The organism is Pseudoroseomonas ludipueritiae (assembly GCF_014490445.1).
In the GTDB taxonomy this organism is placed as follows: domain Bacteria; phylum Pseudomonadota; class Alphaproteobacteria; order Acetobacterales; family Acetobacteraceae; genus Pseudoroseomonas; species Pseudoroseomonas ludipueritiae.
On sequence record NZ_JACTUZ010000006.1, the window covers coordinates 16374 to 39813 of the forward strand.

General features: G+C 68.3%; 22 protein-coding genes and 1 pseudogene. 9 read left to right on the top strand and 14 right to left on the bottom strand.

Annotation, left to right across the window (positions count from 1 at the left end):
• Positions 1 to 497 precede the first annotated feature (497 nt).
• The 5 genes from IBL25_RS03150 (at position 498) to IBL25_RS03170 (ending at position 7865) form a co-directional block, all read left to right on the top strand.
• On the top strand, positions 498 to 1814 hold the full coding sequence (locus IBL25_RS03150; RefSeq protein ID WP_187777108.1) for a TolC family protein: 1317 nt from the start codon (positions 498 to 500) through the stop codon (positions 1812 to 1814).
• Positions 1814 to 3064, top strand: coding sequence for an efflux RND transporter periplasmic adaptor subunit (locus tag IBL25_RS03155; RefSeq protein ID WP_187777109.1), 1251 nt, complete (start codon positions 1814 to 1816; stop codon positions 3062 to 3064). Before IBL25_RS03150 ends, IBL25_RS03155 begins: the two co-directional genes overlap by 1 nt.
• Before the next feature lie 15 nt (positions 3065 to 3079).
• Positions 3080 to 6325, top strand: a complete 3246-nt coding sequence (locus IBL25_RS03160; RefSeq protein ID WP_187777110.1) for an efflux RND transporter permease subunit — start codon at positions 3080 to 3082, stop codon at positions 6323 to 6325.
• A 68-nt stretch (positions 6326 to 6393) separates the two neighbouring features.
• On the top strand, positions 6394 to 6768 hold the full coding sequence (locus IBL25_RS03165; RefSeq protein ID WP_187777111.1) for a hypothetical protein: 375 nt from the start codon (positions 6394 to 6396) through the stop codon (positions 6766 to 6768).
• Between the two features lie 167 nt (positions 6769 to 6935).
• On the top strand, positions 6936 to 7865 hold the full coding sequence (locus tag IBL25_RS03170; RefSeq protein WP_187777112.1) for a cation diffusion facilitator family transporter: 930 nt from the start codon (positions 6936 to 6938) through the stop codon (positions 7863 to 7865).
• 54 nt (positions 7866 to 7919) lie between these two features.
• On the opposite strand, the gene IBL25_RS03175 is transcribed toward IBL25_RS03170, so the two are convergent.
• The gene (locus tag IBL25_RS03175) at positions 7920 to 8969 is read right to left on the bottom strand and encodes a Panacea domain-containing protein (protein WP_187777113.1); all 1050 of its coding nucleotides are present in this window, start codon (positions 8967 to 8969) and stop codon (positions 7920 to 7922) included.
• 513 nt (positions 8970 to 9482) lie between these two features.
• Here IBL25_RS03175 and IBL25_RS03180 point away from each other — a divergent pair.
• Together IBL25_RS03180 and IBL25_RS03185 are read left to right on the top strand one after the other, a co-directional pair.
• Entirely contained in the window at positions 9483 to 12074 is a 2592-nt protein-coding gene (locus IBL25_RS03180) for a heavy metal translocating P-type ATPase (RefSeq protein ID WP_187777114.1), read from the top strand.
• Positions 12075 to 12312: 238 nt separating this feature from the next.
• Positions 12313 to 13632 (top strand): Nramp family divalent metal transporter, encoded by a 1320-nt coding sequence (locus IBL25_RS03185; RefSeq protein ID WP_187777115.1) that lies wholly within the window; start codon positions 12313 to 12315, stop codon positions 13630 to 13632.
• Between the two features lie 24 nt (positions 13633 to 13656).
• Here IBL25_RS03185 and IBL25_RS03190 read toward each other — a convergent pair whose 3' ends face one another.
• The 8 genes from IBL25_RS03190 to lspA form a co-directional block, all read right to left on the bottom strand.
• On the bottom strand, positions 13657 to 13800 hold the full coding sequence (locus IBL25_RS03190) for a hypothetical protein (RefSeq protein WP_187777116.1): 144 nt from the start codon (positions 13798 to 13800) through the stop codon (positions 13657 to 13659).
• A gap of 72 nt (positions 13801 to 13872) precedes the next feature.
• Complete coding sequence (locus IBL25_RS03195) at positions 13873 to 14298, bottom strand: MerR family transcriptional regulator (RefSeq protein ID WP_187777117.1); 426 nt, start codon at positions 14296 to 14298, stop codon at positions 13873 to 13875.
• Between the two features lie 225 nt (positions 14299 to 14523).
• Complete coding sequence (locus tag IBL25_RS03200; RefSeq protein ID WP_187777118.1) at positions 14524 to 14709, bottom strand: hypothetical protein; 186 nt, start codon at positions 14707 to 14709, stop codon at positions 14524 to 14526.
• Between the two features lie 371 nt (positions 14710 to 15080).
• Positions 15081 to 15725: a DsbA family protein gene (locus tag IBL25_RS03205; protein ID WP_187777119.1), complete on the bottom strand. Its 645-nt coding sequence runs from the start codon at positions 15723 to 15725 to the stop codon at positions 15081 to 15083.
• Positions 15722 to 16177, bottom strand: coding sequence for a disulfide bond formation protein B (locus IBL25_RS03210; RefSeq protein ID WP_187777120.1), 456 nt, complete (start codon positions 16175 to 16177; stop codon positions 15722 to 15724). Before IBL25_RS03210 ends, IBL25_RS03205 begins: the two co-directional genes overlap by 4 nt.
• Before the next feature lie 22 nt (positions 16178 to 16199).
• The gene (locus tag IBL25_RS03215) at positions 16200 to 16667 is read right to left on the bottom strand and encodes a copper chaperone PCu(A)C (RefSeq protein WP_187777121.1); all 468 of its coding nucleotides are present in this window, start codon (positions 16665 to 16667) and stop codon (positions 16200 to 16202) included.
• Positions 16667 to 17317 carry an SCO family protein gene (locus IBL25_RS03220; RefSeq protein WP_187777122.1) on the bottom strand — a complete coding sequence of 217 codons (651 nt, stop codon included), beginning with the start codon at positions 17315 to 17317 and terminating at the stop codon, positions 16667 to 16669. Before IBL25_RS03220 ends, IBL25_RS03215 begins: the two co-directional genes overlap by 1 nt.
• Complete coding sequence (lspA, locus tag IBL25_RS03225) at positions 17314 to 17958, bottom strand: signal peptidase II (protein WP_367615540.1); 645 nt, start codon at positions 17956 to 17958, stop codon at positions 17314 to 17316. The genes IBL25_RS03220 and lspA overlap by 4 nt, the downstream gene beginning before the upstream one ends.
• A 75-nt stretch (positions 17959 to 18033) precedes the next feature.
• On the opposite strand from lspA, the pseudogene IBL25_RS26800 reads away from it, so the two are divergent.
• A pseudogene (locus IBL25_RS26800) lies at positions 18034 to 18501 on the top strand (MerR family transcriptional regulator).
• Between the two features lie 55 nt (positions 18502 to 18556).
• On the opposite strand, the gene IBL25_RS03240 reads toward IBL25_RS26800, so the two are convergent.
• The 4 genes from IBL25_RS03240 to IBL25_RS03255 all read right to left on the bottom strand — a co-directional run bounded on the left by IBL25_RS03240 (position 18557) and on the right by IBL25_RS03255 (position 22173).
• Positions 18557 to 19309 carry a hypothetical protein gene (locus IBL25_RS03240; RefSeq protein WP_187777124.1) on the bottom strand — a complete coding sequence of 251 codons (753 nt, stop codon included), beginning with the start codon at positions 19307 to 19309 and terminating at the stop codon, positions 18557 to 18559.
• Between the two features lie 321 nt (positions 19310 to 19630).
• Positions 19631 to 20116, bottom strand: coding sequence for a DUF305 domain-containing protein (locus IBL25_RS03245; protein WP_187777125.1), 486 nt, complete (start codon positions 20114 to 20116; stop codon positions 19631 to 19633).
• Between the two features lie 135 nt (positions 20117 to 20251).
• The gene (locus IBL25_RS03250; protein WP_238940179.1) at positions 20252 to 21751 is read right to left on the bottom strand and encodes a calcium-binding protein; all 1500 of its coding nucleotides are present in this window, start codon (positions 21749 to 21751) and stop codon (positions 20252 to 20254) included.
• A gap of 98 nt (positions 21752 to 21849) precedes the next feature.
• Positions 21850 to 22173, bottom strand: coding sequence for a four-helix bundle copper-binding protein (locus IBL25_RS03255; RefSeq protein WP_238940180.1), 324 nt, complete (start codon positions 22171 to 22173; stop codon positions 21850 to 21852).
• Between the two features lie 208 nt (positions 22174 to 22381).
• On the opposite strand from IBL25_RS03255, the gene IBL25_RS03260 reads away from it, so the two are divergent.
• Entirely contained in the window at positions 22382 to 22633 is a 252-nt protein-coding gene (locus IBL25_RS03260; RefSeq protein WP_187777127.1) for a hypothetical protein, read from the top strand.
• Positions 22634 to 23014: 381 nt separating this feature from the next.
• Here IBL25_RS03260 and IBL25_RS03265 read toward each other — a convergent pair whose 3' ends face one another.
• Complete coding sequence (locus IBL25_RS03265) at positions 23015 to 23263, bottom strand: DUF2933 domain-containing protein (protein ID WP_187777128.1); 249 nt, start codon at positions 23261 to 23263, stop codon at positions 23015 to 23017.
• Positions 23264 to 23440 lie beyond the last annotated feature (177 nt).

Below are 23440 nucleotides of genomic sequence, written 5' to 3' on the forward strand. Positions count from 1 at the left end.
CCCCTGCGTGACAGCCTTGATGAAATGGACTAGTTCGGCTTCCATCATGTGGGTTCAGGGCACATCAGCGATCGTGTCGGCGCTCCGCGGAGGGATCATCGCGATCTTCTGTGCGCTGGCGATCCTGCTCGCCGTCATCCCCGCCCACGCGGCGGACGACACGGCGGCCGGATCCGTGACTACCATCGAAGCGCTTTTCACGGACGGCGTAGACGACGAGGCCGCAGCGCGGCCGGACACGATGCCGGGCCATGGCAGCGGCCCGTTCTGCGGCCACGTTGCGTTGCTCCGCCCGTTCACGTTCGCCGCTGGCTCATCGTCTGACAAGGCCTTGACTGGACCCTGCCTACCCCCGGCGCACGCTTGGGCGCCTGGGCCTTCGAAACTCCCTTCCAAACCACCGCGCACCTGAAGCTTGCCCATTCCTGTCGGCCACGTCCGGCCTCCTGACGGAGTGCCTGCGTGGGCTGCTCGCGGCTCGCTTTTCAGGTGCTTCAATGACAATCAAGGTCTTCTGCTTGGCGGCGGTTCTCGCCGTCGCCCCGGCCGTCGCCCGCGCGCAGGATGCGCGTCCGGCCTCCCCGCTCATCATCACTTCGCCCCAGCAGGCGGTGGAGGCCGCGCTCGGCGTGTCACCGGCCCTGAGGGGCGCCGGAGCCGCCCGGCAGGCCGTGCAGGCGGATGCCTTGCAGGCACGCCTGCGACCGAACCCGGAGCTGAACAGCTCCTTCGAGAACTTCGGCGGCTTCGGGGGCCGCAACGAGAACCGGGGCTTCACCACGCTGGAAACCACGGTCGGCCTGTCCCAGCGCATCGAGCTAGGTGGCAAGCGCGGCGCCCGGATGGACTACGCGGCCCGGAACACAGCCGTGGCCGAGCTCGACTTCAACGGGGTCCGACTGGAGGTCGCACGCGAGGTCGTCACCGCCCTGGCGGCGGCGGAGGCCGCGCACCGGCTAGCCGAGGTCGAGCGTGGGCGCGCGCGCCTCGCCGCCGAGACGCTACGGGCGTCCCGCGGCAGGGTCGAGGCGGGGCGTGACCCGCTCCTGCAGGCAGAACGGGCAGAGGTCGTGCGGGTCACCGCCGACATTGCCGCCGAACGGGCGCAGCGCGAGGTCGAAATCGCCCTGGCCGAACTAGCCGTCCTGATCGGCGTGCCGCGGGTCGAGCTGGCGCCGCGCCAGCCCTGGTTCGAGGAGATCGGGCCAGCTCCCAGTCGTCCTGGGCAGGCCGATCCCCTGGCCCGGCTGGCGGCAAACCCCGAGCTGGCCCGGCTGGATGCGGCCATCGCCCAGCAGCGTTCCAACCTGAACCTTCAGCGTTCCAACGCGGTGCCTGACCTGACCGTGAACGCCGACGTGCGCCGGTTCGGCGATACGGGCGAGACCGCCTTCGTCGCGGGCGCCTCCATCCCGTTGCCGTTCTTCGATCGGAATCAGGGCGGCATCGCCCGCGCCCATGCCGAGCTGACCCGGGCCGAGGCCGAGGCGCAGCGGGGACGCAGCGTCCTCGTGGCGCAGCTGATCTCGGTGGAGGAGCGCTTGGCGCTCGCCTGGCGCACCGTGCAGAGCCTCCGCCGCACCGCCCTGCCGTCCGCCGAGCAAGCGGCCCGCTTCGCATCAGCTGGGTTCGGCGAGGGCCGCTTCGGCTTCCTGGACGTCCTCGACGCGCAGCGGTCGCTGTCGGACACGCGAGCCCAGCTGGTCGAGGCCTACCGCGACTTCCACACCATTCGCGCGGCCGTACAGCGCCTGCGGGGCGAAGCGCCCGCCGTGCCCCAGCCCATGAACATTCAGACCAGGAGTGCCCGTTGATGCTCCGCATGACCCTGATGGCTGGGGCCGCCCTTAGCGGGTTTGCGGTCGCCACCGTCTTCCCCGCCATCCCCGAGACCACACGCGGCCTCGTCGGCCTGCCTGTTCCATCCGCCGTCGGCGCGGCCCCGGCCACCCCGGGCGCGGCCCCGAAGGGTGACGGACACGGCCACGCCGAAGGCGAGGAGGAAGGCGAGGAAGGTCACATCGAGATGACAGCCGAGCAGGTCGAGGCGGCCGGGATCCGTGTTGCCGCAGTCGGGTCTGGCGTGTTGGTGAGCCGGGCGGCCGTGCCCGGCGTCCTGTCCGCCAGCCAGGATCGGCAGGCACGGGTGACTGCCCGCCTGGGCGGGATCGTGTCTGAGGTGCGTAAGGCTCTGGGCGACGAGGTCACCAAGGGCGAGGTCCTGGCGGTGCTCGAGAGCCGCGAGGTTGCCGACGCCAAGGGCGAGTTCCTGGCGGCCACACGCGTGGCCGCCCTGGCCGAGACCACGCTGGCCCGCGAGGCTCGCCTCTGGCGGCAGCGCATCTCTGCCGAGCAGGAGTTCCTCCAGGCCCGTGCCGCGGCCGAGGAGGCCCGCATCAAGGTCGACCTCGGGCGCGCCCGCCTCGCCGCCTTCGGCCTGCCGGACGCCGAGGTCGCGACCCTGGCTCGTCAGCCTGCCGCCACCCTCCGGCGCCTGGAACTCCGCGCGCCCATCGCGGGCCGGGTGACGGCCCGCAACGCCGTCCTGGGCGCCTCCGTCGCCGCGGACGCGGAGGTCTTCTCGGTCGCCGACCTGTCGACCCTTTGGGTCGAGATGACGATTCCGCCGCGGGACGTCCCGACGATCCGGCAAGGCCAAAAGGTTCTGGTCACTGGCGAGGGAGACGCTCGCGCGGAAGGGAAAGTGGTGTTCCTGAGCCCCGTCTTGGACGCCGAGACGCGCTCGGCCCGCGCCGTGGCCGAGATCCCTAACCCGGACGGCACCTGGAGGGCCGGTGGCTTCGTCACCGCTCACCTCGCAACGGCCGAGCAGCCCGTGGACGTGCTCGTGCCACGGGACGCGCTGCAGGAGGTCGAGGGCAGGAAGGTCGTCTTCGTGCGGAACGAGGAGGGCTTCGAGCTGCGCGAGGTCGAGGTCGGGCGCGAGGACGCCAACGGCTATGAGGTCATCTTCGGGTTGGACCAGGGCACCGAGATCGCCGTCGCCAACGCATTCTCGCTCCGGGCCGAACTCAGCAAGTCCGAGGCCGGTCATGCCCACTGAGACGCGGCACCTGACATGATCGGACCCATCCTCGACTTCTCCGTCCGCAACCGCTGGACGGTGGTGATGCTGGCCGTCGTCGCGGCCTGCATTGGCGCGTGGTCGCTCGCCCGCCTGCCCATCGACGCCACGCCGGACATCACCAACAACCAGGCGCAGATCAACACCCTCGCGCCCTCGCTCTCGCCCTACGAGATCGAGAAGCAGGTCACCTTCCCGATCGAGACCGCCCTGGCGGGCATCCCGGGCCTGGAGAGCACCCGCTCCATCTCCCGCAACGGCTTCAGCCAGGTCACCGCTGTCTTCACCGAGAGCACCGACATCTACTTCGCCCGCCAGCAGGTGCTGGAGCGCCTGACCGAGGCGCGGGAGGCCATGCCGGAAGGGGTGGAGCCCAGCCTCGGTCCGGTCTCCACCGGCCTGGGCGAGGTCACCATGTGGACCGTGAACTTCGCCCCCCGACGCGAGGGCGACGTTGTCCCCAGCGGTTCTCCCGGCTGGCAGGCGGACGGCAGCTACCTGACGCCGGAGCGCGAGCGGCTGACCAACGAGACCGAGCGCGCCACCTACCTGCGCACGGTCCAAGACTGGATCATCCGGCCGCAGATCCGCAACGTGCCGGGCATCGCGGGCGTCGACGCCATCGGCGGCTACACCAAGCAGTACGTGGTTCAGCCTGACCCGGCGCGCCTGATCGCGCTCGGCCTGAGCTTCGCTGACGTCACGACCGCCATCGAGCGCAACAACGTCTCGACCGGCGCGGGCTACGTGGAGCGCGGCGGCGAGGGCTTGGTCGTGCGATCGGGCGGCCGTGTGACCACCGCGGCCGAGCTGGAGCAGGTCGTCGTCGCCACGCGCGAAGGTGTGCCCATCCTCCTCCGCGACGTCGGCCGGGTCGCCATCGGCCAGGCGCAGCGGACGGGCAGCGCGAGCGGGAACGGGCAAGAGATGGTGGTCGGTACCGCCCTCATGCTCATCGGCGAGAACAGCCGGACCGTCGCCGCCGCCGTCCACGCCAAGGTGGACGAGCTCAAGCGGACCCTGCCGAAGGGTATTGAGGCCACGGCCGTGCTGGACCGCGGCATCCTGGTGGACGCCACCATCAAGACCGTCGCCAAGAATCTTGGCGAGGGCGCCCTCCTCGTCGTGGTCATCCTGTTCTTGATGCTGGGCAACATCCGGGCCGCCATCATTACGGCGATGGTTATCCCCATCACCATGCTGCTGACTTCCTTCGGCATGGTTCGCGGCGGCATCTCGGCCAACCTGATGAGCCTCGGCGCCCTGGACTTCGGCCTGATCGTCGACGGTGCTGTCATCATCACCGAGAACAGCCTGCGGCACCTGTCCGAGCGCCAGCACGAGAAGGGCCGCCTCCTGACCCTCGGGGAGCGCTTGGAGACGGTCGCGGATAGCGCCAAGGAGATGATCCGGCCCTCCCTCTATGGCCAGGGCATCATTATCCTGGTCTATGCGCCGCTCCTGACCTTCACCGGGGTCGAGGGCAAGATGTTCATCCCGATGGCGCTCACCGTCATCATCGCCCTCGTCTTCGCCTTCATCCTGTCCCTGACCCTGGTCCCGGCGCTCATCGCGATCGCCATCACCGGGCGGGTCCAGGAGAAGGACGTCTGGATCGTCCGCGGCCTCAAGCGCCTCTACGCCCCGGCATTGGCACGCTCCCTCCGGGCGCCCATTCCGGTCATTGCGGTGGGCGCGCTCCTCTTCGTCGGCTCGCTCAGCCTCTTCTCGCGGCTGGGGCAGGAGTTCATCCCGACGCTGGACGAGGGCAACCTCGCCATGCAGGCGCTGCGCATCCCCAGCACCTCGCTGCAACAGTCCCAGGCCATGCAGTCCGTGCTGGAGCGGCGCATTTCGCGCCTGCCCGAGGTGCAGGTGATCTACTCGAAGACCGGCACGGCCGAGGTGGCCTCCGACCCGATGCCGCCGAACGCCTCGGACACCTTCATCATCCTCAAGCCGCGCGAGCAGTGGCCCGACCCATCCCTTCCCAAGGCGGAGCTGGTCCGCCGCATCGAGCAGTCGGTCGCGGGCATCCCGGGCAACGCGCTGGAGTTCACCCAGCCCATCCAGATGCGCTTCAACGAACTGCTGGCGGGCGTGCGCGGCGACCTCGCCGTGAAGGTCTTCGGCGACGAGTACGGCCCCATGCTGCAGGTGGCCGGGCAGATCGCCCAGATCCTGAACGGCACCGAGGGCGCCGCCGACGTGAAGGTCGAGCAGGCGACAGGCCTGCCCTTCCTGGAGATCACGGTGAACCGCACCGAGGTCGCCCGCCGGGGCCTAAGCATCGCGGACGTCCAGGCGGTGATCGCGACAGCGGTCGGCGGGCGCGAGGCCGGGATGGTCTACGAGGGTGACCGGCGCTTCGCCATCGTGGTCCGCCTGCCGGACAACCTGCGCGGCAACTTCGACGCGCTGCGGAACCTGCCCGTGCCGCTGCCGCCTGTCGCCGGACGGCCCGCAATGTCGGTGCCGCTGCAGCAACTGGCGAGCCTCAGCGTGGTCGAGGGGCCGAACCAGATCAGCCGCGAGCAGGGGCGGCGCCGCGTCGTCATCCAGGCTAACGCCCGCGGGCGCGACATCGGCTCCATCGTGGCCGAGGCCCAGGCCAAGGTCGAGGCGCAGGTGCAGCTGCCGCCCGGCTACACCATCACCTGGGGTGGCCAGTTCGAGAACCTGGCAAAGGCCCGGGACCGTCTGACCGTCGTGGTGCCCGCCTGCTTCCTACTCATCATCGTCCTGCTGTTCGCGGCGCTGGGCTCTGTGCGGGACGCCCTGCTGGTCTTCAGCGGCGTGCCCCTGGCCCTGTCCGGCGGCCTGCTCGCGCTCTGGCTACGGGACATGCCGTTCTCGGTCCCGGCCGCCGTCGGCTTCATCGCCCTCTCCGGCGTGGCCGTGTTGAACGGCCTGGTGATGGCGACCTCCATCAAGGGGCTCATGCAGCAGGGGCACCTGTCCCTGCGGGACGCCGTGTACCAGGGCGCCATGACCCGTCTGCGGCCGGTGGCCATGACGGCCCTGGTCGCCTCGCTCGGCTTCGTTCCCATGGCCCTGGCCACCGGTGCTGGCGCCGAGGTGCAGAAGCCGCTGGCCACCGTGGTCATCGGCGGCCTGATCAGCGCGACCCTGCTGACCCTTCTGGTGCTGCCCGCGCTCTACGTGCGCTTCGGCCGCGTCCAGAAGCCCGTGGCGGAAGACGCCGTCCCGGCCGGGGCGCGGCACGCCGCCGCCGAATGAATCCGGCGGGAGGGGCGGCACAGCCCCTCCCGGCGACAACAGTTCACCAACCAACGAGGACCTGAAACGTGCGCACCATCCTTCTCGCGGCCTTGGCGGCCGTCTCAATCTCGACCGGCGCGCTGGCGCAGTCACACGGCCACAGCGACCAGGGTGCCCACGGCGGCCGCATGCAGGACGTCGTCGGCGTGCATGCCGAACTGCTGGTCTCGGAGCGGAACCTGACGGTCCACCTCTACGACGAGGCCGGGAAGCCCGTGCCATCGGCGGGCTACACGGTGTCCGCGCTGGTCGGCGCCGGGCAGGCGCGTCAGGTCGTCCAGCTGGCGCCGGGCAGCGAGAATACCCTCACGGGCACGGCGCCCACCGCGCCCGCTCGCGGCGCTCCGGTGACACTGCAGGTGAAGAACCCGGCCGGGCGCAGCGGTCAGGCGCGCTACTGACTTGGACGCCGCCGTCCCGCCCGGTTCCGGGTAGGCGGCGGCCTTCCGTCACGGACATGTGCCGGGACTCAGGAGCGGTCGCGACTTTTAGGGGTTGAACCTCCAGTGGATGGAGGTGCGAACAACCGGCGCGACGGACCCGCGATGGGTTCTTGCTGGAGGCTTGCATGGGACAGGGTCACGACCACGGCGTGGGCAACGCTAACTCGACCGCCTTGGCCAAGGCTTTGGGGCTGACGGCTGCCTTCCTCCTCGCCGAGGTCGCAGGCGCCTATGTCTTCAACAGCCTGGCTCTCCTGTCCGACGCGGCGCACATGCTGACCGACGCGCTGGCCCTGGCCGTGGCGCTCGTCGCGATCCGGGTCGGCAGGCGCCCTGCCGACCGGCGGCGCACCTGGGGCTACCACCGCTTCGAGATCCTGGCGGCTGCCTTCAACGCGTCGCTGCTTTTCCTTGTGGCGCTGTACATCCTCTACGAGGCCTTCCAACGCTTCCGCGAGCCTGCGGAGGTAGGCAGCCTCGGCATGCTCGCCGTCGCCGCCTTCGGCCTGCTGGTGAACTGGATTTCCATGCGCCTGCTGGCGGGGGGCAGCGAGAGCAGCCTCAACGTCAAGAGCGCCTACCTGGAGGTCTGGAGCGATTTCCTTGGATCCGTGGCCGTCATCATCGGCGCGGGCGTCATCTGGGCCACCGGCTGGACCTGGGTCGACCCGCTGCTCGGCGTCGCCATCGCCTTTTGGGTGCTGCCCCGGACGTGGACCCTTCTGTCGGAGGCCATCGACGTCCTGCTCGAGAGCGTGCCGCGCGGCATCGACCTGGATGCGGTCGAGCAGTCCATGCGCGGAACAGCGGGCGTCCGCGACATCCACGACCTCCACGTCTGGGCGCTGACTAGCGGCAAGGTGGCCCTGTCGGCGCACGTCGTCGTTGATGCCTCGCTGTCCCGGGAGGAGAGGCTGGAGGACATGATGGCCGTCATGCTGAGGGAGAAGTTCGGCATCACGCACCTGACCGTCCAGGCCGAGCTGGCGGGCGCCCACGACGGGGTCACGGAGGACAGGTGGGGAGAGCCGGACGCCGGGCAGACCCATCGGTGAGCCGCCAGGCATGGGGAAGCCTACGGCGGCCTCCCCATGCTGACCTGAAGGCGGTCAGCCGACCTGCTCAACCAACCTTTGGGAAAACGAGTAGGCGATGACGGAACTCGGCGGCGTCTCGAGCCAGGCGGGCTCCCTGTGGGAGATCTCGACGATGGTGTTCGCGTCAGTCCTCTCGAAGTGGCGCCGAACACTGTCTAGCACCGCCAGTTCGCTGGTCGAAAGATGGGCGTCGAGATCCACCTCGGTGCGCTTGATCACCTCCGCGATAAACGAGCCCCGCAGCTCCTCGAACGAGGAGACGACCCCGGCGTCCTCAACCGCTGAGAAAATCCGCGTGAAGCCGTCCGGCACAGGGCCGTACGGCAGCCGCACGTACCGCAGCCCGGAAATGCTCGCACCGAACTCGGCGCAGTGGCGGAAGTCCGCGTAGAAGAGCAACTTGTTGAGCTTGGTTTTGACCGTTCCGCGGCCCGCGAGCCGGGCGACGCACGCGGCGGCCTTCCAAACTTCCGCCGGGCGGCCCATCTCCCGGTCCAGCAGATGCCCGATCCGGGACATCAGGACGCGACTGACCGCTTCGGTCTGCTGCCGCGCCGTGCGAGCTGCCCGGAGCTCCTGATGGCGCCTGTTCTCGGCGAAAGTCGCTTCCGCGACTTCCGCGAGCAGCGGATCCGCCGGTCGGAGGGACGTGTTGCGCTCAAGCCAGGGCAGCACGTCCACGAGGTGCCACAGGGCCGGGTCGCCTGCGTTGACGGGCGCCGGGAACACTTCCCGTGCCTGGGCCTCACCTGCAGGGTAGCGCCGCATGTTCTGGCGGGAACACCCCATCAACTCCGCGAGCTCGGTGAGGTTCACCAGGTCTGGCCCAACGGTGACAACATCCGCTCCGGGCACCGCAGCGAGCGCGTCGGCCGTCGCCGAGGAGATCGCCTCGAGCGCCGAGGGCGCTTCCCGGCCGAAATCCAGATGCAGGTAGCCCTTGCGGCCGAGAGCGATTGTCGCGTCGTCGCACCCGCCGGTCACCAGATTTTCCAGGTGGCGTTCGCCGTCCTCATCCGGTGAAGAGAGCCGGAGCAGGACCGTGAAGTTGTATTCGTTCATTGTCACCCCGCTTCCTCAGAAGAGGTTTCCGCCGTCTGGGACAGGCGGCAGCATCCTTCCACTTGCCGGAGAACCTTCCGGGCGTGGCTTCCCGCGTTCTGCGGCGTGCAAAAGACGGATATCTGGCAGAACGTGCCATTTCGGCAGGACGCGTCGTTCCAAGGGCAACGCAGGATGCCGAAGATGGGGTTGCCTCGATGGACCAGGACCCACCCCTTTGCTTCCGCGGCAACGATTGTGTCTTCAACCTCGGGCTTGGAATGCCGAGGGCGTCGCGCTTCGCCTGACATCAGTTACGCTTCCAACCGTCATTTGTCAAGTGACAAGTGGCCGCTCACGCAGCCGGGCTCCTGCGTCGGCCATGAAATCGCCGCCGGATTTGCAACGGTCAAGCACGCGGCGCGGCGCCACCGCAAGTGGAAGAACCCAGTTGAGACACGACCGGCGGAATTGCCCTTGAACCTCCAGTGGCTGGAGGTCGTATCTAATCCGTCATCAGCAGGAGTTCGCTCGATGGACGGCACACGCGGCGGCAACATCCCGGGACAGCCGGTGACATGGCGGGTTCAAGGCATGGACTGCGCCTCCTGCGTCGCCAAGGTCGAGAAGGCCGTGGCTCGCCTCCCGGGCGTCACCGACATCAAGGTCAACCTGATGGCCGAACGGCTGGGCGCGACGCTGTCGCCCGATGGTGCGACGCCGGAAGCCGTGGAGAAGCAGATCGGCGCTCTGGGCTACAAGGCCACGCGCCTCGAGGCCCCGGCCGCTGCGGCGCCGATCTCCTGGCGGGTGGAGGGCATGGATTGCGCCTCCTGCGTCGCCAAGGTTGAGAAGGCCGTCAACCGCCTTCCCGGGGTGTCCGACGTCTCGGTGAACTTGATGGCCGAGCGGCTGACCCTGCGCCTCGCGCCAGGCACGACGGACGCCGCGGCTGTGGAGAAGCAGATCGGGGCGCTGGGCTACAAGGTGAAAGCCCTCGCGCTTCAGGATGCTCCCGGCGCGCCGTCTGCCCCGGCGGGTGGCCACGAGCACGACCATTGCTGCGACCACGACCATGATCATCATGGCCACGGGCATGACGACCATGACCATGACCACGGTCACGCCAGACACGGGCACATCCAAGCCACACCCGCCGGTCCCTCGGCCCACGCCGCCGGTGACCACGGTCATGCTCACGGCGCCGCGTTCGGCCATTCGCATGCCGACCACGAGGACCTCGCCGACGCGGCGAAGCCCTGGTACGCGACGGGCAAGGCGCGCCTGGTCTGGCTGTTGGGCGCTCTTGTTGTCGGTGCCTACGCCCTGTCGCTGGTGCTGCCGCGCAACCTGACCTATCCGCTCTTCCTGATCGCGACGTTAGTCGCCCTGGTGCCTTTCGGGCGTCGCGCCTTCAACCTGGCCCGAGCGGGTTCGCCGTTCTCGATCGAGACCCTGATGGTGACCGCCGCCGCGGGCGCGGCTGTCATCGGCGCCGCGGAGGAAGCCGCCGTGGTAGTCCTGCTCTTCGCCCTCGGCGAGATGCTGGAGAACGTGGCAGCCGGACGTGCCCGCGCTGGCATCAAGGCCTTGGCGACCCTCATGCCCCGCACCGCCCTGCGCCTGCGGGCGGACGGCTCGACCGAGCAGGTGCCGTCCGATCGCCTGTCGGTCGGTGACCTCGTCCTGGTCCGGCCCGGCGACCGCGTCCCGTGCGACGGCACCATCGAGGACGGGCAGTCCGCCCTGGATGAAAGCCCGGTGACCGGCGAGAGCGTGCCGGTGTCCCGCGGACCCGGGGAGAACGTCGTCGCCGGTTCCATCAACGCCGACGGCGCGCTCCGCGTCCGTGTGACTCGCGCGGCGACGGACAACACCATCGCCCGCATCATCCGCATGGTGGAGGAGGCCACCGCCTCCCGCGCGCCGACCCAGCGCTTCATCGAGCGTTTCTCGACCTACTGGACGCCGGGCGCGATGGTGGTCTCCGCCCTGGTCATCCTGCTGCCGCCCTTCCTGCTGGGCTGGGACTGGTGGACCAGCATTTACCGCGGCTTGGCCGTGCTGCTCATCGCCTGCCCCTGCGCGCTGGTCATCTCGGTGCCCGCTGCCCTGGCCTCGGGCCTCTCCGCAGGTGCCCGGCGCGGCCTGCTGATCAAGGGAGGCGCCGCTCTGGAGCAGATTGGGGCGGCCAAGATCGTCGCCTTCGACAAGACCGGCACCCTGACGGCGGGCCATCCCAAGGTCACTGACGTGCTCCCGGCGCCGGGGACGTCGGCCTGGGACGTCCTGGCCTACGCCGCGGCCGTGGAGCAGGGATCCTCGCACCCGCTGGCCAAGGCCGTCATGGCCGAGGCCGCGTCGCGCGGCATCGCGACACCCCCGGCCTCGGACCAGGGCGCCGTGCCGGGAAAGGCGGTCACCGCCACAGTGGGCGGTCGGAAGGTCAGCGTGGGCAGCCCGCGCCACGCGGCGGAAACGGGCGCCGGAATGGGTGGCTTCGCCGGGCAGGTCACCGGCTTCGAGAACGAGGGCAAGACGGCGGTCATGGTGGTCGTGGACGGCGCGGTGGCGGGTGTCCTTGCCCTGCGGGACGAGCCGCGCGCGGACGCGGCCGCGGGCGTCGCGGCCCTGTCAAAACTGGGCGTCCGCTCGGTCATGCTGACGGGCGACAACGCCAGGACGGGCGCCGCCATCGCGGGTGGCCTGGGGCTGGACGTCAAGGCGGAACTGCTGCCCGAGGACAAGCTGCGGGAGATCGGGGCGCTCCGCTCCTCCGGCTCCGTAGTCATGGTCGGCGACGGCATCAACGACGCCCCGGCGCTCGCGGCGGCCTCGGTCGGCATCGCGATGGGCGGCGGCACCGACGTCGCGCTCGAGACGGCGGACGCCGCGGTGCTCAAGGACCGGGTCTCCGGCGTGGCCGAACTCGTCGGCCTGTCGCGCTCCACCATGGCCAACGTGAAGGCGAACGTCGCCATCGCTGTCGGCCTCAAGGCGGTTTTCCTTGTCACCACGCTGATGGGCGTCACCGGCCTCTGGCCCGCCATCATGGCGGACACCGGCGCGACGGTGCTGGTGACCCTGAACGCGCTGCGCCTGCTGGCCTGGAAGCCTGCGGTGTAGTCTCGCCGTCAGGAACCTGGAGGCCGGGCGCGCGGAAGCATCCGGCTTGTTGATGGGCGACCCGCGACCTCGGAGCGGGTGAAGGAGTGCCGAGCCTCTTGGCGCGGCACTCCACGAGGGAAGCGGCAACACGCTCGTTTCGCTTGCGATGCATTACCCCAGGATTGTAGCCTCGGGTACAATCTGCGCCTCCGGCTGGAGTCGGCGGCAGGTAACACCCATTAGGCAGGCATCGCCAATGACCGCTTCCTTGACTCCCCCCAGGCCCGAAAGCCTCCCCGAGGTTCATCGCTCCGTCCGTGTGCCGAACGCCGGAGGGTTCCTGCGCAAGCTGCTTGCGTTCGTGGGGCCGGGCTACCTGGTTGCGGTTGGCTACATGGATCCGGGCAACTGGGCGACGGCCTTGGCTGGCGGCTCAGCCTTCGGGTACACGCTGCTCTCCATCGCCCTGCTCTCGTCGCTAATGGCGATCCTCCTGCAAGCGCTCTGCGCACGGGTCGGGATCGCGACGGGACGCGACCTGGCGCAGCTCTGCCGGGAGCGCTTTCCAACTTCCGTCGCCTATCCGCTCTGGCTCCTCGCCGAACTGGCGATCTGCGCGACAGACCTCGCGGAACTCATCGGCACCGCCATTGCCCTGCAGCTGCTGTTCGGCGTGCCGCTGATCCTGGGCGTGATGCTGACGGCCCTCGACGCCTTCCTGATCCTTTGGCTCCAGAACAAGGGCATCCGTTGGCTGGAGGCCCTGATCTTCGGCTTCATCGCGCTGATCTTCGGCTGCTTCGCCACCCAGATAGCACTGGCGGACCCGGACTGGGGGGCCGTGCTGCGCGGCTACATCCCGGCCGCCTCCATCGTCATGAACGAGACGCAGCTCTACATCGCCATGGGCATTCTTGGCGCCACCGTCATGCCGCACAACCTCTACCTGCACACGGCACTGGTGCAGTCGCGGGACTACGGCAGGGATCTGGACGGCAAGCGCGAGGCCATCCGCTTTGCCAGCATCGACAGCACGGTGGCACTGAGCCTCGCGCTGTTGGTCAACTCGGCCATCCTGATCACCGCGTCGGCAGTGTTCAACACCGCCGGGCGAACCGAGGTGGCCGAGATCCAGGAAGCCTACCAGTTGCTCACGCCGCTGGTCGGGACCGGGGCGGCGGCAACGCTGTTCGCGGTCGCGCTGCTGCTGTGCGGCATCAACGCCACTGTCACGGCGACCTTGTCCGGGCAGATCGTGATGGAGGGCTTCCTCCGTTTCCGCCTTCCTCCGGTCCTGCGCCGCCTCATCACCCGTCTGGTGGCCATCATACCGGCGGTGCTGGTTACCTGGTTCTACGGCACGAGCGGCACGGCGCAGCTCCTGATCCTGAGCCAGGTGATCCTGTCACTCCAACTGCCCTTCGCCGTGGTGCCGCTGATGCTGTTCGCGGGGGACAAGGGGCGCCTCGGCTCCCTGACGGCGCCCCGCTGGCAGCTGGCGCTCGGGTGGGCTAGCGCGGCGCTCATCCTCGGACTGAACGCGAAGGTCATTCTTGACCTCATCCTCCAGGGATAGGGGCGCGCCGTCCGAACAAGAGCCTCAGCGCGGGGCGTCCAACTCGCTCAGGATGAGTTCGTAGAGCTGGCGCGGACCGAAGGACAGCAGAGGCCGCGTGTTCACGAAGAACACCGGCGTCTGCCTGACTTGCAGGGCCTGGAGATCCGCCGTGTCAACCTGCAGCACGCGGTCGACCTGCGGCCGCCGCCCGCCCTTTCTGGCCCGCCCGAAGCCGAGCCTTGCGACCCCGACCAATGGTCAATGCGTCTCTGCCAAGCACTCACCATGATCTGCTAAGACCTCGATGACGCGACACTCGGCAATGCGTCCGTGCGATCCCTGTTCGACCATCGCCCTGAGTTCATTGCGTAGCGCCACCAAGCGGGCAATCCTGTCCTCGACCCCGGCAAGGTGTTCGCGTGCGATCGCGTCAGCTGCATCGCAGGGTTCCTGAGGCAAACCAGCAAGGGCCAGAAGCTGCCGGACCGCGTCGATATCGAAACCAAGTTCGCGGGCGTGGCGGATAAATTTTAAACGTCGCACGTCTGCTGCAACGTAGGTTCGTCGGTTGCCCGGCGTACGCGGCGGCAGCGGCAGAAGGCCAATACTTTCATAGTATCGGATGGTGGCGGCCTTGACGCCGGTGCGCTTGGAAGCCTCTCCGATCACCATGTCGTGGGACATGTCCGCCTTCCTTGCTCCTCTAGCTACTAGAGGATGTAGCCAGTGATTCTCGGTTGGACCAGTCCGTTGGTTTCCAGTCCGAGGCGTTACGTCTGAGAGCTGCACTCTGCCACGTGCTCGTGGACATATTGCAGCGCAACAGCAACAGAAATCGAGTGAGGACAGATCATGTCGCAGGAAAAGCCAGGCCCGCACCACGACCACCCGGGACATGTTCCAGGAGACCTAGACCAGCACGGTCATCGGGACCAAAGCGTGAAGGAAGTTCCCGGCCAGCATCATGACCATCCAGGGCACACGCCGGGTGATCTCGACGAGCATGGGCATCGCGATAAGAGCGTGTCGGAGAAGCCCGGGCCGCATCATGACCATCCTGGCCATCAACCCGGTGACCTTGATGAGCATGGGCATCGCGACAAGAGCGCTCCGCCCAAGCCCTAAGTTCTGATACTCAGGAAGGCCACTGTTATGGCCTTCCTGTCAGACCTCCTCAGAGGCGACTCGACTACGATATCGAGTCATTATCGCGCGCGATTTGCTGACCGGCATGGAGGCTCCGAAAGAAGCCACTTCTGGGCTGTGCGACAAGCAGAACAGGCAGTCGGGCAAGGCTCTGCCCTGCTGACCGGGCAGCACGCCCTGTCTGCCGTGGGCTGTGTGGAACTTTTGGCGACGGCGACTCAAATCTATAGACGTCTCAGTGCGCATCCTCGGCCTGAACGCGAAAGTCATTCTTAACCTCATTATCCAGGAATGAGGGTGCGTCGTCCGAACATGAACTCTCAGCGCTGAGCGTCCAACTCGCGCAGGATGAGCTCGTAGAGTTGGCGCGGGCCGAAGGACAGCAGCGGCCGCGAGTTCACGAAGAACGTCGGCGTTTGCCTGACTTGCAGGGCCTGGAGATCCGCCGTGTCGGCCTGTAGCACGCGGTCGACCTGTGGCCGCCGCCCGTCCTCCTTGGCCCTCCCGAGGTCGAGCCCCGCGGCCCCGGCGATCCGCCAGGCGGTCGCGAGGTTCGGCGCCCCATGGGCGGCCCACTCCGGCTGACGGGCGAAGAGGGCGTCCAGCACCTGCTCGAAGCGGCCCTGGAGCCGGGCCGCCTCGAGGATGCGGACGGCTTCGTCCGAGCCCTGGTGGAACGGCGCGTAGCGGAGCACCAGCCGGACGTCCTCCGGATGGCGCGCTAGGATCTGCCCGAGGATCGGGTGGAACCCACGGCACGCCTCGCAGGAGGGATCGAAGAACTCGACGATGGTCACCCGGGCATCGGCCTTGCCGATGACCGGCGAGTGCGGCCGGACGTAGGTGTCGTTCCGTCCGGTCGCCGCCGGTCCCGCGAGTTCGCCGTGCGGATACAGCCAGTATCCCAAGCCGAACACCCCGAGGGCCAGGGCGCCGGTGCCGAGAGTGAGGGCGCGCCGGTTCATGCCTTGCGCCCTCCCCGGGCGAGGAGGGTCATCAGGATCAGGATGGCGGTGAAGGTCAGGAAGGACAGCATCGGAAGCGGCGCCCAGCCCAGCATCATGGCGTCGCCGGAGCACGACGGCCCGGAGGCGGCGCAAGGCTGGATGGCTTCCGACACCACGCCGTAGAAGAGCAAGCTGTGCCAGCCCGCGACCAGCCATCCGATGGTGGCCAGCGGCAGCACGTAGCGCCAGATGTCCGTGTCCGAGCGGTAGCAGGCCACCGCCAGGAGCACGGGCAGCGGGAACATGAAGGCGCGCTGGTGCCAGCACAGGGAGCACGGCGCCTGGCCCATCACCTCGCCGATGAATAGGGCGCCGAGGCTGGCGATGAGCGCCAGGGCCCATGCCGCGAAGAGGATAGCCCAAGCCCTGGTGCCGATGGCGTCATCCTCCGTCGTGGTGGCGGCGCTCATGGACGGTTTTCCTTCTGCCGCATCAGTGTGAAGCTCCGCCATGACCCGCCACCGGCTCCCGCATCGTCACCTGAACCGGGACGGCGACGGTTCCGCCGTCTTCCAGGTTCAAGGTCAGGGTGAAGTGCTGTCCGGCCTTGAGGTCGGCGTGTGGCTTCATCAGCATCAGGTGCAGGCCGTTCGGCTCGAAACGGATCACGCCGCCGGAGGGCACGGCCACGCCCTCCGGACGGGGGCGCATCCTGGCGACCCCGTCCTCGACGACGCTCTCGTGGATCTCGACCCTCTCGGCGACGGGCGTCGTGCCGCCGAGGATGCGCACGGGCTGGCCGCCTTCGTTGCGGAAGCTGAGGTAGGCGACCGCCGTGCCGATGCGCGCCAGCGCCGGGCGGGACCACGCGTTCTCGGCGACCACCGCGGGCTTTCCCTGCGCGAAGGCCGTTTCCGCCAGCACGCACGGCAGTGCGATGAGAAGAGCGCGGCGCCTCATCACGAGCGTGCCTCCCCCTTTGTGGAACCCGGCGCGGTGTCGCCCAGCGCCAGCCGGATCTTGGCGACGGCGGTCGGAAGAGGCTCGTGGGTGTCGAGGAAGCCGCGCAGCGTCCCCTCCGGCCCGATCAGGTAGATGGAGGCGGTGTGCTCCATCACGTAGGAATCTCCGCCCGTGGGAACCTTGCTGTAGTAGGAGCGGAACGCCTTCGCCGCCCCCGCCACCTCCTCCTCCGTGCCGGTCAGACCGATAAGGGCGGGATGGAAGTTGGCTACGTAGCTGGCCAGCAACTCCGGGGAGTCTCGTCCGGCATCGACGCTGATGAACAGCGGGCGCACCGCCGCGGCTTCCTGCGGCGACAGGCCATCCAGCGCCTCGGCGATGTAGCCGAGGCCGGTCGGGCACACGTCGGGGCAGTGGGTGAAGCCGAAGAACACCAGCCGCACCCGCCCCGCGTAGGTCGCGTCGGTGACACGCTGGCCCGTGTGGTCGACCAGCGCGAAGGGCGATCCGATGGGCTGCTGCATGCCGCTGGATCGCGGCGCGGACGCTCTTCTGGCGCGCAGCATCCATTCGGACAGGCCCCACCCCAGCGCGCTCCCAGCCGGGATGCCGACGCCAAGGGCGACCAGCAATGTCCTGCGGTTCATCCCCGTGTCCTTTCATGTCTGATGTCGCCGCCAGGCTTAGCCAGGACCATGGGGGCGGCGTTTCGCGTGCGCGCGCCCAGCACCAGGAGTGCCGCGCCGAGGAAAATCAGCGTGTCCGCGATGTTGAAGGCAGGCCAGTGGTAGCCCGCCCAATGGAAGTCGAGGAAATCGGTCACGGCGCCTTGCCGCAGACGGTCGACCACGTTCCCGAGGGCGCCGCCCCCGATCAGCCCCGCGGCGAGCCCGTGCCGCGGCTGCGAGTCCCTGGCCAGCCAGATGCCGAAGCCCAGGAGCACCGCCAACGCGAAGCCGGAGAGCAGCCAGGGCGTGGCGGGGCTGTCCGCCGCCAGCAGGCCGAAGCTGACTCCGCGGTTGAACCCCAGGGTGAGATTGAAGAACGGCGCCACCGGGATGAGGCGGGGCGGGTCCATCACCGCGGTGAGGATCCACCACTTTGAGGCTTGATCGAGTGCCAGCCCTAGGAGCGTGGCCGACGCGGCCAGTGCCCAGGTGCCCGGCCGTGATGAACCGCCGCCGTCAAACAGGGGCGCCGCCGACGCACCGCCTGGATTGCCCTGCCTTATGGTGCCGTCCTGCGGGCGCATGCCGCTGTCGCCCATCCTCGCCGCCTTGCCGTCCACTCTGGCTCCTGCCTCCTGGGGATGCGCCTTGCGACGGCATGCCCACCCACCCAAGATGGACCCTGTAGTCACTACATGGTCAATGCTTTGATTGCAGAAAGTTCATTCAACATCGGCGCCTTGGCCCGGGCCACCGGCACCAAGGTGGAGACCGTCCGGTGGTACGAGAAGGTCGGTCTGCTGCCCACGCCAGCCCGCAGCGCGGGGAACTACCGCACCTACGGCGAGGCCCATCTCGGACGTCTGAGCTTCATCAGGCGGGCGCGCGAGCTTGGCTTCTCGCTGCAGCAGATCCGCGCCTTGCTTGGGCTCGTCGGCTAGCCGGACCTGCCCTGCGAGGCGGTCGACGCGATCGCCCGCGAGCACCTGGCCGAGGTCGAGCGCAAGATCGCGGACCTGCAGGCGCTCCGCCGGGAACTGGACTCCCTGGTCGGGCAGTGCGGCTGCGGCACCGTGTCCGAGTGCCGCATCGTCGAGGCCCTGGCGCCGACACTTGAGGCGCTCGCCGCGGTGGCCGGAACGCCCCTGTTCCACTCCCGCTGAGCGCCTCGTCCGCTCTCCTGCTTCCGCATCGAGGATCGACCACGACGCGTCGTCCCTAGATCGGCGCCCGCTGGGCGCTGGGTTGCCGGGCGGCCTTGAAGCGGGTCAGTTCGTCGAGGAAGGTGGGGCAGGCGCGCTGCCCGGCCTCGAAGCCCGCGTTCGGCGGCGGGGGACGCGGCCCACCGTCCTCAGTGTGGAGCGTCTCCACGATGCCCAGCAAGCGTGGTCTCAACCAAGCGTCGAAAGCCTGTCTCGCGGCGACTTCGCCGTTGGCGCCGGTTGAGCGGAATTCACCCAGGTACTGGCTGAGCCTGGGTGTGACACGCTGCCAGAACTCGCGCATCGAGGAGTGGATCCTGTTGTGGTCCTCGAGAGCGGACACGACCGCGCCGACATACAGGCAGGCGTTATCCGCAAACTCCTCCGGCACCTCCAGCCGTGCGGCCTCGACCTCCAGCCGCACCTCGACGCCTGCGAGCCTCCAGCACGCTGAGCCGTTGCCTGCCGCGGATCCCGTCTCGAGGGCGGGGCGGAGGCGAGGCTTGATGATCTCGGGCGTGCCGTAAACGTTCTCGAGGCGGACCTCGCCATTCACCTCGCGTGTTCGCAGCGGCACGCGCGCCACGGGCAGCGGCGGATGCGGGACCTCGAGAACGACGACCTTCGGCGGCGCGAGAGAGTCCGTGGGGCATGCCGCGCTCGCTACGGATGGTATGGCTATCATGGCCCCAGCCAGGATGAGCAGGGCGGCAACCAGATGTCGTTGGCAAATCGACAACGGAGCAGCCATCGCTGGTGTCGAATGCATTGTCCCTCGCGTTCCCCATGCCTGCTCGGAGCAGCCGCTCGTGCAGACATGGCTGACCGTAGTTCCTCCATCCCGAAGCGGACATCCCTTTCCTTGACCGCAACAAAAAGATGCAGTCGCTTCAGGGCTTGCATCACTGGAAGCAGGATGCCGTCCACGTCGATTGCCAAGCGCTAAGCTGGCGTGAAAGACCGAAAGCCGCCAATCCGCTTCGGGAGGTGAGGCAAGGCAAAGCGGACCTTCCCTGCTGAAGGTTTCGCGATGGATACCCTGCCGATGGCATGCGCCACCTGTGAGCCCGCGGGCGCCGCACAAACGCCATCAGCGCGCGGGCTGGAGCACCGGCGCAGAGGATGCCGGAGGGTTGGCCTCCAGTTCGGCAACCAACTGCTTCATCTCGCCAATCTCCCGCACCTGGGCCTCGACGATGCTGTCGGCCAGTCGCCGGACGCGCGGGTCTCGGATCCGCGCCCTCTCACTGGTCATGATGGCGATGGAGTGGTGCGGGATCATCGCTTTCATGTAGGCCACGTCGCCCACCGTCTGCTGGCTCCTGACGAGCCACAGCGCCCCCGCGAACACCAGGACGCTGGCCACGAGAATGGCCATGTTGGCGGTACGGTTCCGGTACATGCCGAGCATGAACAGCAGCATGATAATGGCCATGGTCGCCCCCATGACGAGGGCCATCCAAGTCCGGGTCTGGCTGTAGAAGACGTGCTCCAGGGCATAGGTGTTCAGGTACATCAGGCCGAACATGACCACGGTTGAGACCAGGATCATCAAACCGAAACGTGCGTAGCTCATGGCGGATTGCCTCTCTTCCAGGGCCGAGGGGGCTCAGACGCAACGAGCCTCGGAATTTCTGAAGGGGCGGCCGGTGCTCGGAAGCACCGGCCACGTTGAAAGGAGCTGTCCGGTCGGCGCTCCTTCCCCGGGAACTCAGGCAATCACGCCGCCGCTCTCCGGGAAGACGTACCACGAGCCGAAGTCGCCGATGCCCTCCACGAAGCCTGGCGCCTCGGCGAACATGAAGTCGCTCTGCCGCAGGTCGTCCTTGGCGATGCCCTCGAGGAGGATGGACCCCGCGAAGGTGCCATCCTCGCCCATGCCCCAGCCGACCAGGGCACCCTCGGCCGTGTCCTGGACCACGACATCCGCGGGCTGGATGCCCTCCATGAAGGCGATGTGGTCGAAGGCGCCTTGGGCCTCGCCGGTCGCTTCGAAGTCCAGGACCACGTCGTGGCCGCTGTCCATCGACACCATGAAGGCGTCGGCGCCGGTGCCGCCGACCAGGGTGTCGTCGCCCATGCCGCCGTTCAGCATCCCGTGCGCGGCGCCTTCGTCGAGGTAGTCGTTCCCGTCGCCACCCATGAGCTCGTCGGACTCCGCCCCGCCGAAGAGCCTGTCGTCGCCAGCCTCACCCATCAGGCGGTCCATGCCATCGCCGCCCGCCATGGTGTCACGGCCGTCGCCACCCTGGAGATGGTCGTCCCCGGCCAGGCCTGAGATGGTGTCGTCTCCCGCCAGTCCGAAGATCGTGTCCGATTCCGACGACCCCGTCAGGGTATCGGCACCAGCGGTGCCGCGGAGGACGGCATTCCCCTCGATGTCGAAGATCAAGGTGTGGTCATCGAAGACGTGGTCGGCCAGAAGGTCGAAGATGGCACCGGCCTGCGGCTCACCAGGCACCTCGGGGCCCGCTACGCTGGGCGTCGGTGCCTCGTCGGCTGGGCCGTCAGGCACCCGCAGGCCGGGAGGCAGGTCGGCCGCGTCGCCGAACATGAAGTCGTCCTGCGCCAGGTCCGCCTTGAAGACGCCTTCCAGCAGGACTGAACCCCCGTCCCAACTGACCTGGACCCCATCTGCGGTGTCGGCAAAGGCAAGGTCTGTCCATTGGAGGCCGTCCATGACCGCCAGGTGGTCGAACATGCCGGGACCGGCGGTGAAGTCCTTGATGACGTCGTGGCCACTCATCCGACCGATCATGAAGGCGTCCGGGCCGCCTCCGCCAACCAGGGTGTCGTCGCCCATGCCGCCGTCGACGGTGCTGTGCCCTTCACCCTCGTCCAGGTAGTCATTCCCGGGTCCGCCGCGCACCGTGTCGGCGCCTGGGCCGCCGTAGAGGGTGTCATTGCCGTCACCACCTTCGACCTCGTCGTCGCCCATATTGCCGGAGACCACGTCGGCGCCCGCACCGCCGTGGAGAACATCGTCCATGCCGCCCCCGCCAATGCGGTCGTCGCCTTCAAGGCCCCAGGTGAACTCGGCGCCGTCGGTGCCGCCCAAGGTGTCTGCGCTCTCACCGCCGAAGGTGACGTTGTGGACATGGCCACCGGCCTCGAAATTGAAGTGAAGCCCACCCAGCGCGCCGTGCAGGGTGTCAGCCAGCCGGTCCGTGAGGTTCGTGAGCAGGCTGCTGAGATGCTGATTCTGGCTCATGCCGAAACTCCTTCAGAACGTTTTGATCTGCTCAGGAAGCGTTTGCTTCCGGTGGAGGTGACAAGGACCAGACCTGCTGTCCGGTCCTTGTCCCGGCGTCAGGTGCTCATCTGGCGGCAGGACGCGGCGCACTTGCGGCACTGCGCGACGCAGTCCTCCATGCCCCCCACGGCCTCGCAGCTTTTGGCGCACTCCTCGCAGATCTCGGCGCACTCGGCGCAGGTGTGCTTGTGGTGGGGCGTGCCGATCAGCATCATGTCGGCAGAAGTCTGGCAGATGGTGGCGCAGGCCATCATCAGCCTGAAGTGTTGCGGTTCCACATGCTTGCCGCCCACCTCCAGACAGTGGTTCATGGCCATGCCTAAGCAGGTGGAGTGACAGCGCAGGCATTCCTCAATGCAGGCCTGCATGGCGGGGGTCATCTGATGCATTTTTCTTCTCCGTTGGGATGTCCGTGAGGCGAGGTTCGCCAGCCCGTACGCCGGGCCGACGGCCGATCCTGGTGGAGCGCTGACGCGGTCCCGTGCCCTGTCAGCAGCGGTTCCGGGCAATGCTCCGCCACCCGCGGGCCATGGGCTCCGCGGGTGGCCTGGGACGCCTTATCGGGGTGGTGGAGAAGGAAGGTCCGGCGTGATGCCCACAACTGACGCCGTCGGCATGGCGAAGAAGCCGCTGTCGCTGACCACCGGCACGGCCTGGAGCCTCATTGTCGGCAGCAGCGCGGCGCCGCTTCCGCAATGCCCGAAGGTGCAGCATCCGGGCCGCATGCCGCCGTCACCGCAATTCGGACAGCACTTCTTCCCGGCCCTCCTGGCCTTCATGGCAGGGCTGGATGGCCGCACCTCCAGGGAAGCAGGCGCCGGATGGCTCGCATGGGCGTAGATCCTTGCGGGGACGGGGACAGAGAATGCCGCATGGGCACCACCGTGGGCCCGCGCGGGCACGGCGAGCAGGGACACGCACAGGCCTAGCGCCAGAACAAGTACAGCTTGGATTGCGCTCGCCTTCAGGCGCATCGGTCCGTCCGCTCCGCTGGTACCCCAGTAAGGCGTCAATCCCGGCATGGTTGCGCCTCGTATGCCGCAAGGTGGCGAACGAAGGCGGGCTTCCCGGAGCCCCGCAATCAGGGCGTCAAAGTGTCGGTTGCAGCCCCAACCAGCCGTGTCGCCAAGGTCCGCGCGCCGCGCCGTGCATGCCCGACGGCGATCGCCCCTCGGCGTCGGCTGCCCTAGCCCAGACGGCGGTGAGACCAGCGCCGGACAGCTAGATCCGCCCGCGCTCCGCCCCCGGCTTGGTCTCGTCGCGCACCTCCCCGTGCCCGGCGTGCCCGCCGTGGCCATGGTGCATGAACAGGTGCATCAGGGGGCAAGCCAGGAGGAGCAGATACGGCAGCACGCCGAAGACATGCGCGTAGTGTTCGCGGAGGACGTAGAACGCGGCCACGAGCGCGAGGCCGATGACCGCGATGCCGGTCCGGCTGCGCCACCAAGAGGTTTCCGCATGGTCATGCATCTTGGATCTCCTTCCCACATCTGGATCATGCCTTGCCCACCACACCCTGGCCTTGATCTGGGACAAGGTGCCGGAGAGCGCCATCCGCCTCGGATGCCCGGCCGGGAGCAGCGGACCTGTGGTTCCCGTACGAAACGCCTCGCCGACATGGCCAGCGCTCCGCATCGGGACGCTGCT

Bases quoted from the DNA above. Each gene is read 5' to 3' on its own strand.
- IBL25_RS03160 (WP_187777110.1), top strand. From the start codon at position 3,080: ATGATCGGACCCATCCTCGACTTCTCCGTCCGCAACCGCTGGACGGTG.
- IBL25_RS03155 (WP_187777109.1), top strand. From the start codon at position 1,814: ATGCTCCGCATGACCCTGATGGCTGGGGCCGCCCTTAGCGGGTTTGCG.
- IBL25_RS03250 (WP_238940179.1), bottom strand. From the start codon at position 21,751: ATGAGCCAGAATCAGCATCTCAGCAGCCTGCTCACGAACCTCACGGAC.
- IBL25_RS03255 (WP_238940180.1), bottom strand. From the start codon at position 22,173: ATGACCCCCGCCATGCAGGCCTGCATTGAGGAATGCCTGCGCTGTCAC.
- IBL25_RS03220 (WP_187777122.1), bottom strand. From the start codon at position 17,317: ATGAACCGCAGGACATTGCTGGTCGCCCTTGGCGTCGGCATCCCGGCT.
- IBL25_RS03240 (WP_187777124.1), bottom strand. From the start codon at position 19,309: ATGCATTCGACACCAGCGATGGCTGCTCCGTTGTCGATTTGCCAACGA.
- IBL25_RS03200 (WP_187777118.1), bottom strand. From the start codon at position 14,709: ATGCCCATGCTCATCAAGGTCACCGGGTTGATGGCCAGGATGGTCATG.
- IBL25_RS03175 (WP_187777113.1), bottom strand. From the start codon at position 8,969: ATGAACGAATACAACTTCACGGTCCTGCTCCGGCTCTCTTCACCGGAT.
- IBL25_RS03245 (WP_187777125.1), bottom strand. From the start codon at position 20,116: ATGAGCTACGCACGTTTCGGTTTGATGATCCTGGTCTCAACCGTGGTC.
- IBL25_RS03170 (WP_187777112.1), top strand. From the start codon at position 6,936: ATGGGACAGGGTCACGACCACGGCGTGGGCAACGCTAACTCGACCGCC.
- IBL25_RS03150 (WP_187777108.1), top strand. From the start codon at position 498: ATGACAATCAAGGTCTTCTGCTTGGCGGCGGTTCTCGCCGTCGCCCCG.
- IBL25_RS03265 (WP_187777128.1), bottom strand. From the start codon at position 23,263: ATGCATGACCATGCGGAAACCTCTTGGTGGCGCAGCCGGACCGGCATC.
- IBL25_RS03205 (WP_187777119.1), bottom strand. From the start codon at position 15,725: ATGAACCGGCGCGCCCTCACTCTCGGCACCGGCGCCCTGGCCCTCGGG.
- IBL25_RS03185 (WP_187777115.1), top strand. From the start codon at position 12,313: ATGACCGCTTCCTTGACTCCCCCCAGGCCCGAAAGCCTCCCCGAGGTT.
- IBL25_RS03210 (WP_187777120.1), bottom strand. From the start codon at position 16,177: ATGAGCGCCGCCACCACGACGGAGGATGACGCCATCGGCACCAGGGCT.
- IBL25_RS03180 (WP_187777114.1), top strand. From the start codon at position 9,483: ATGGACGGCACACGCGGCGGCAACATCCCGGGACAGCCGGTGACATGG.
- IBL25_RS03215 (WP_187777121.1), bottom strand. From the start codon at position 16,667: ATGAGGCGCCGCGCTCTTCTCATCGCACTGCCGTGCGTGCTGGCGGAA.
- IBL25_RS03195 (WP_187777117.1), bottom strand. From the start codon at position 14,298: ATGTCCCACGACATGGTGATCGGAGAGGCTTCCAAGCGCACCGGCGTC.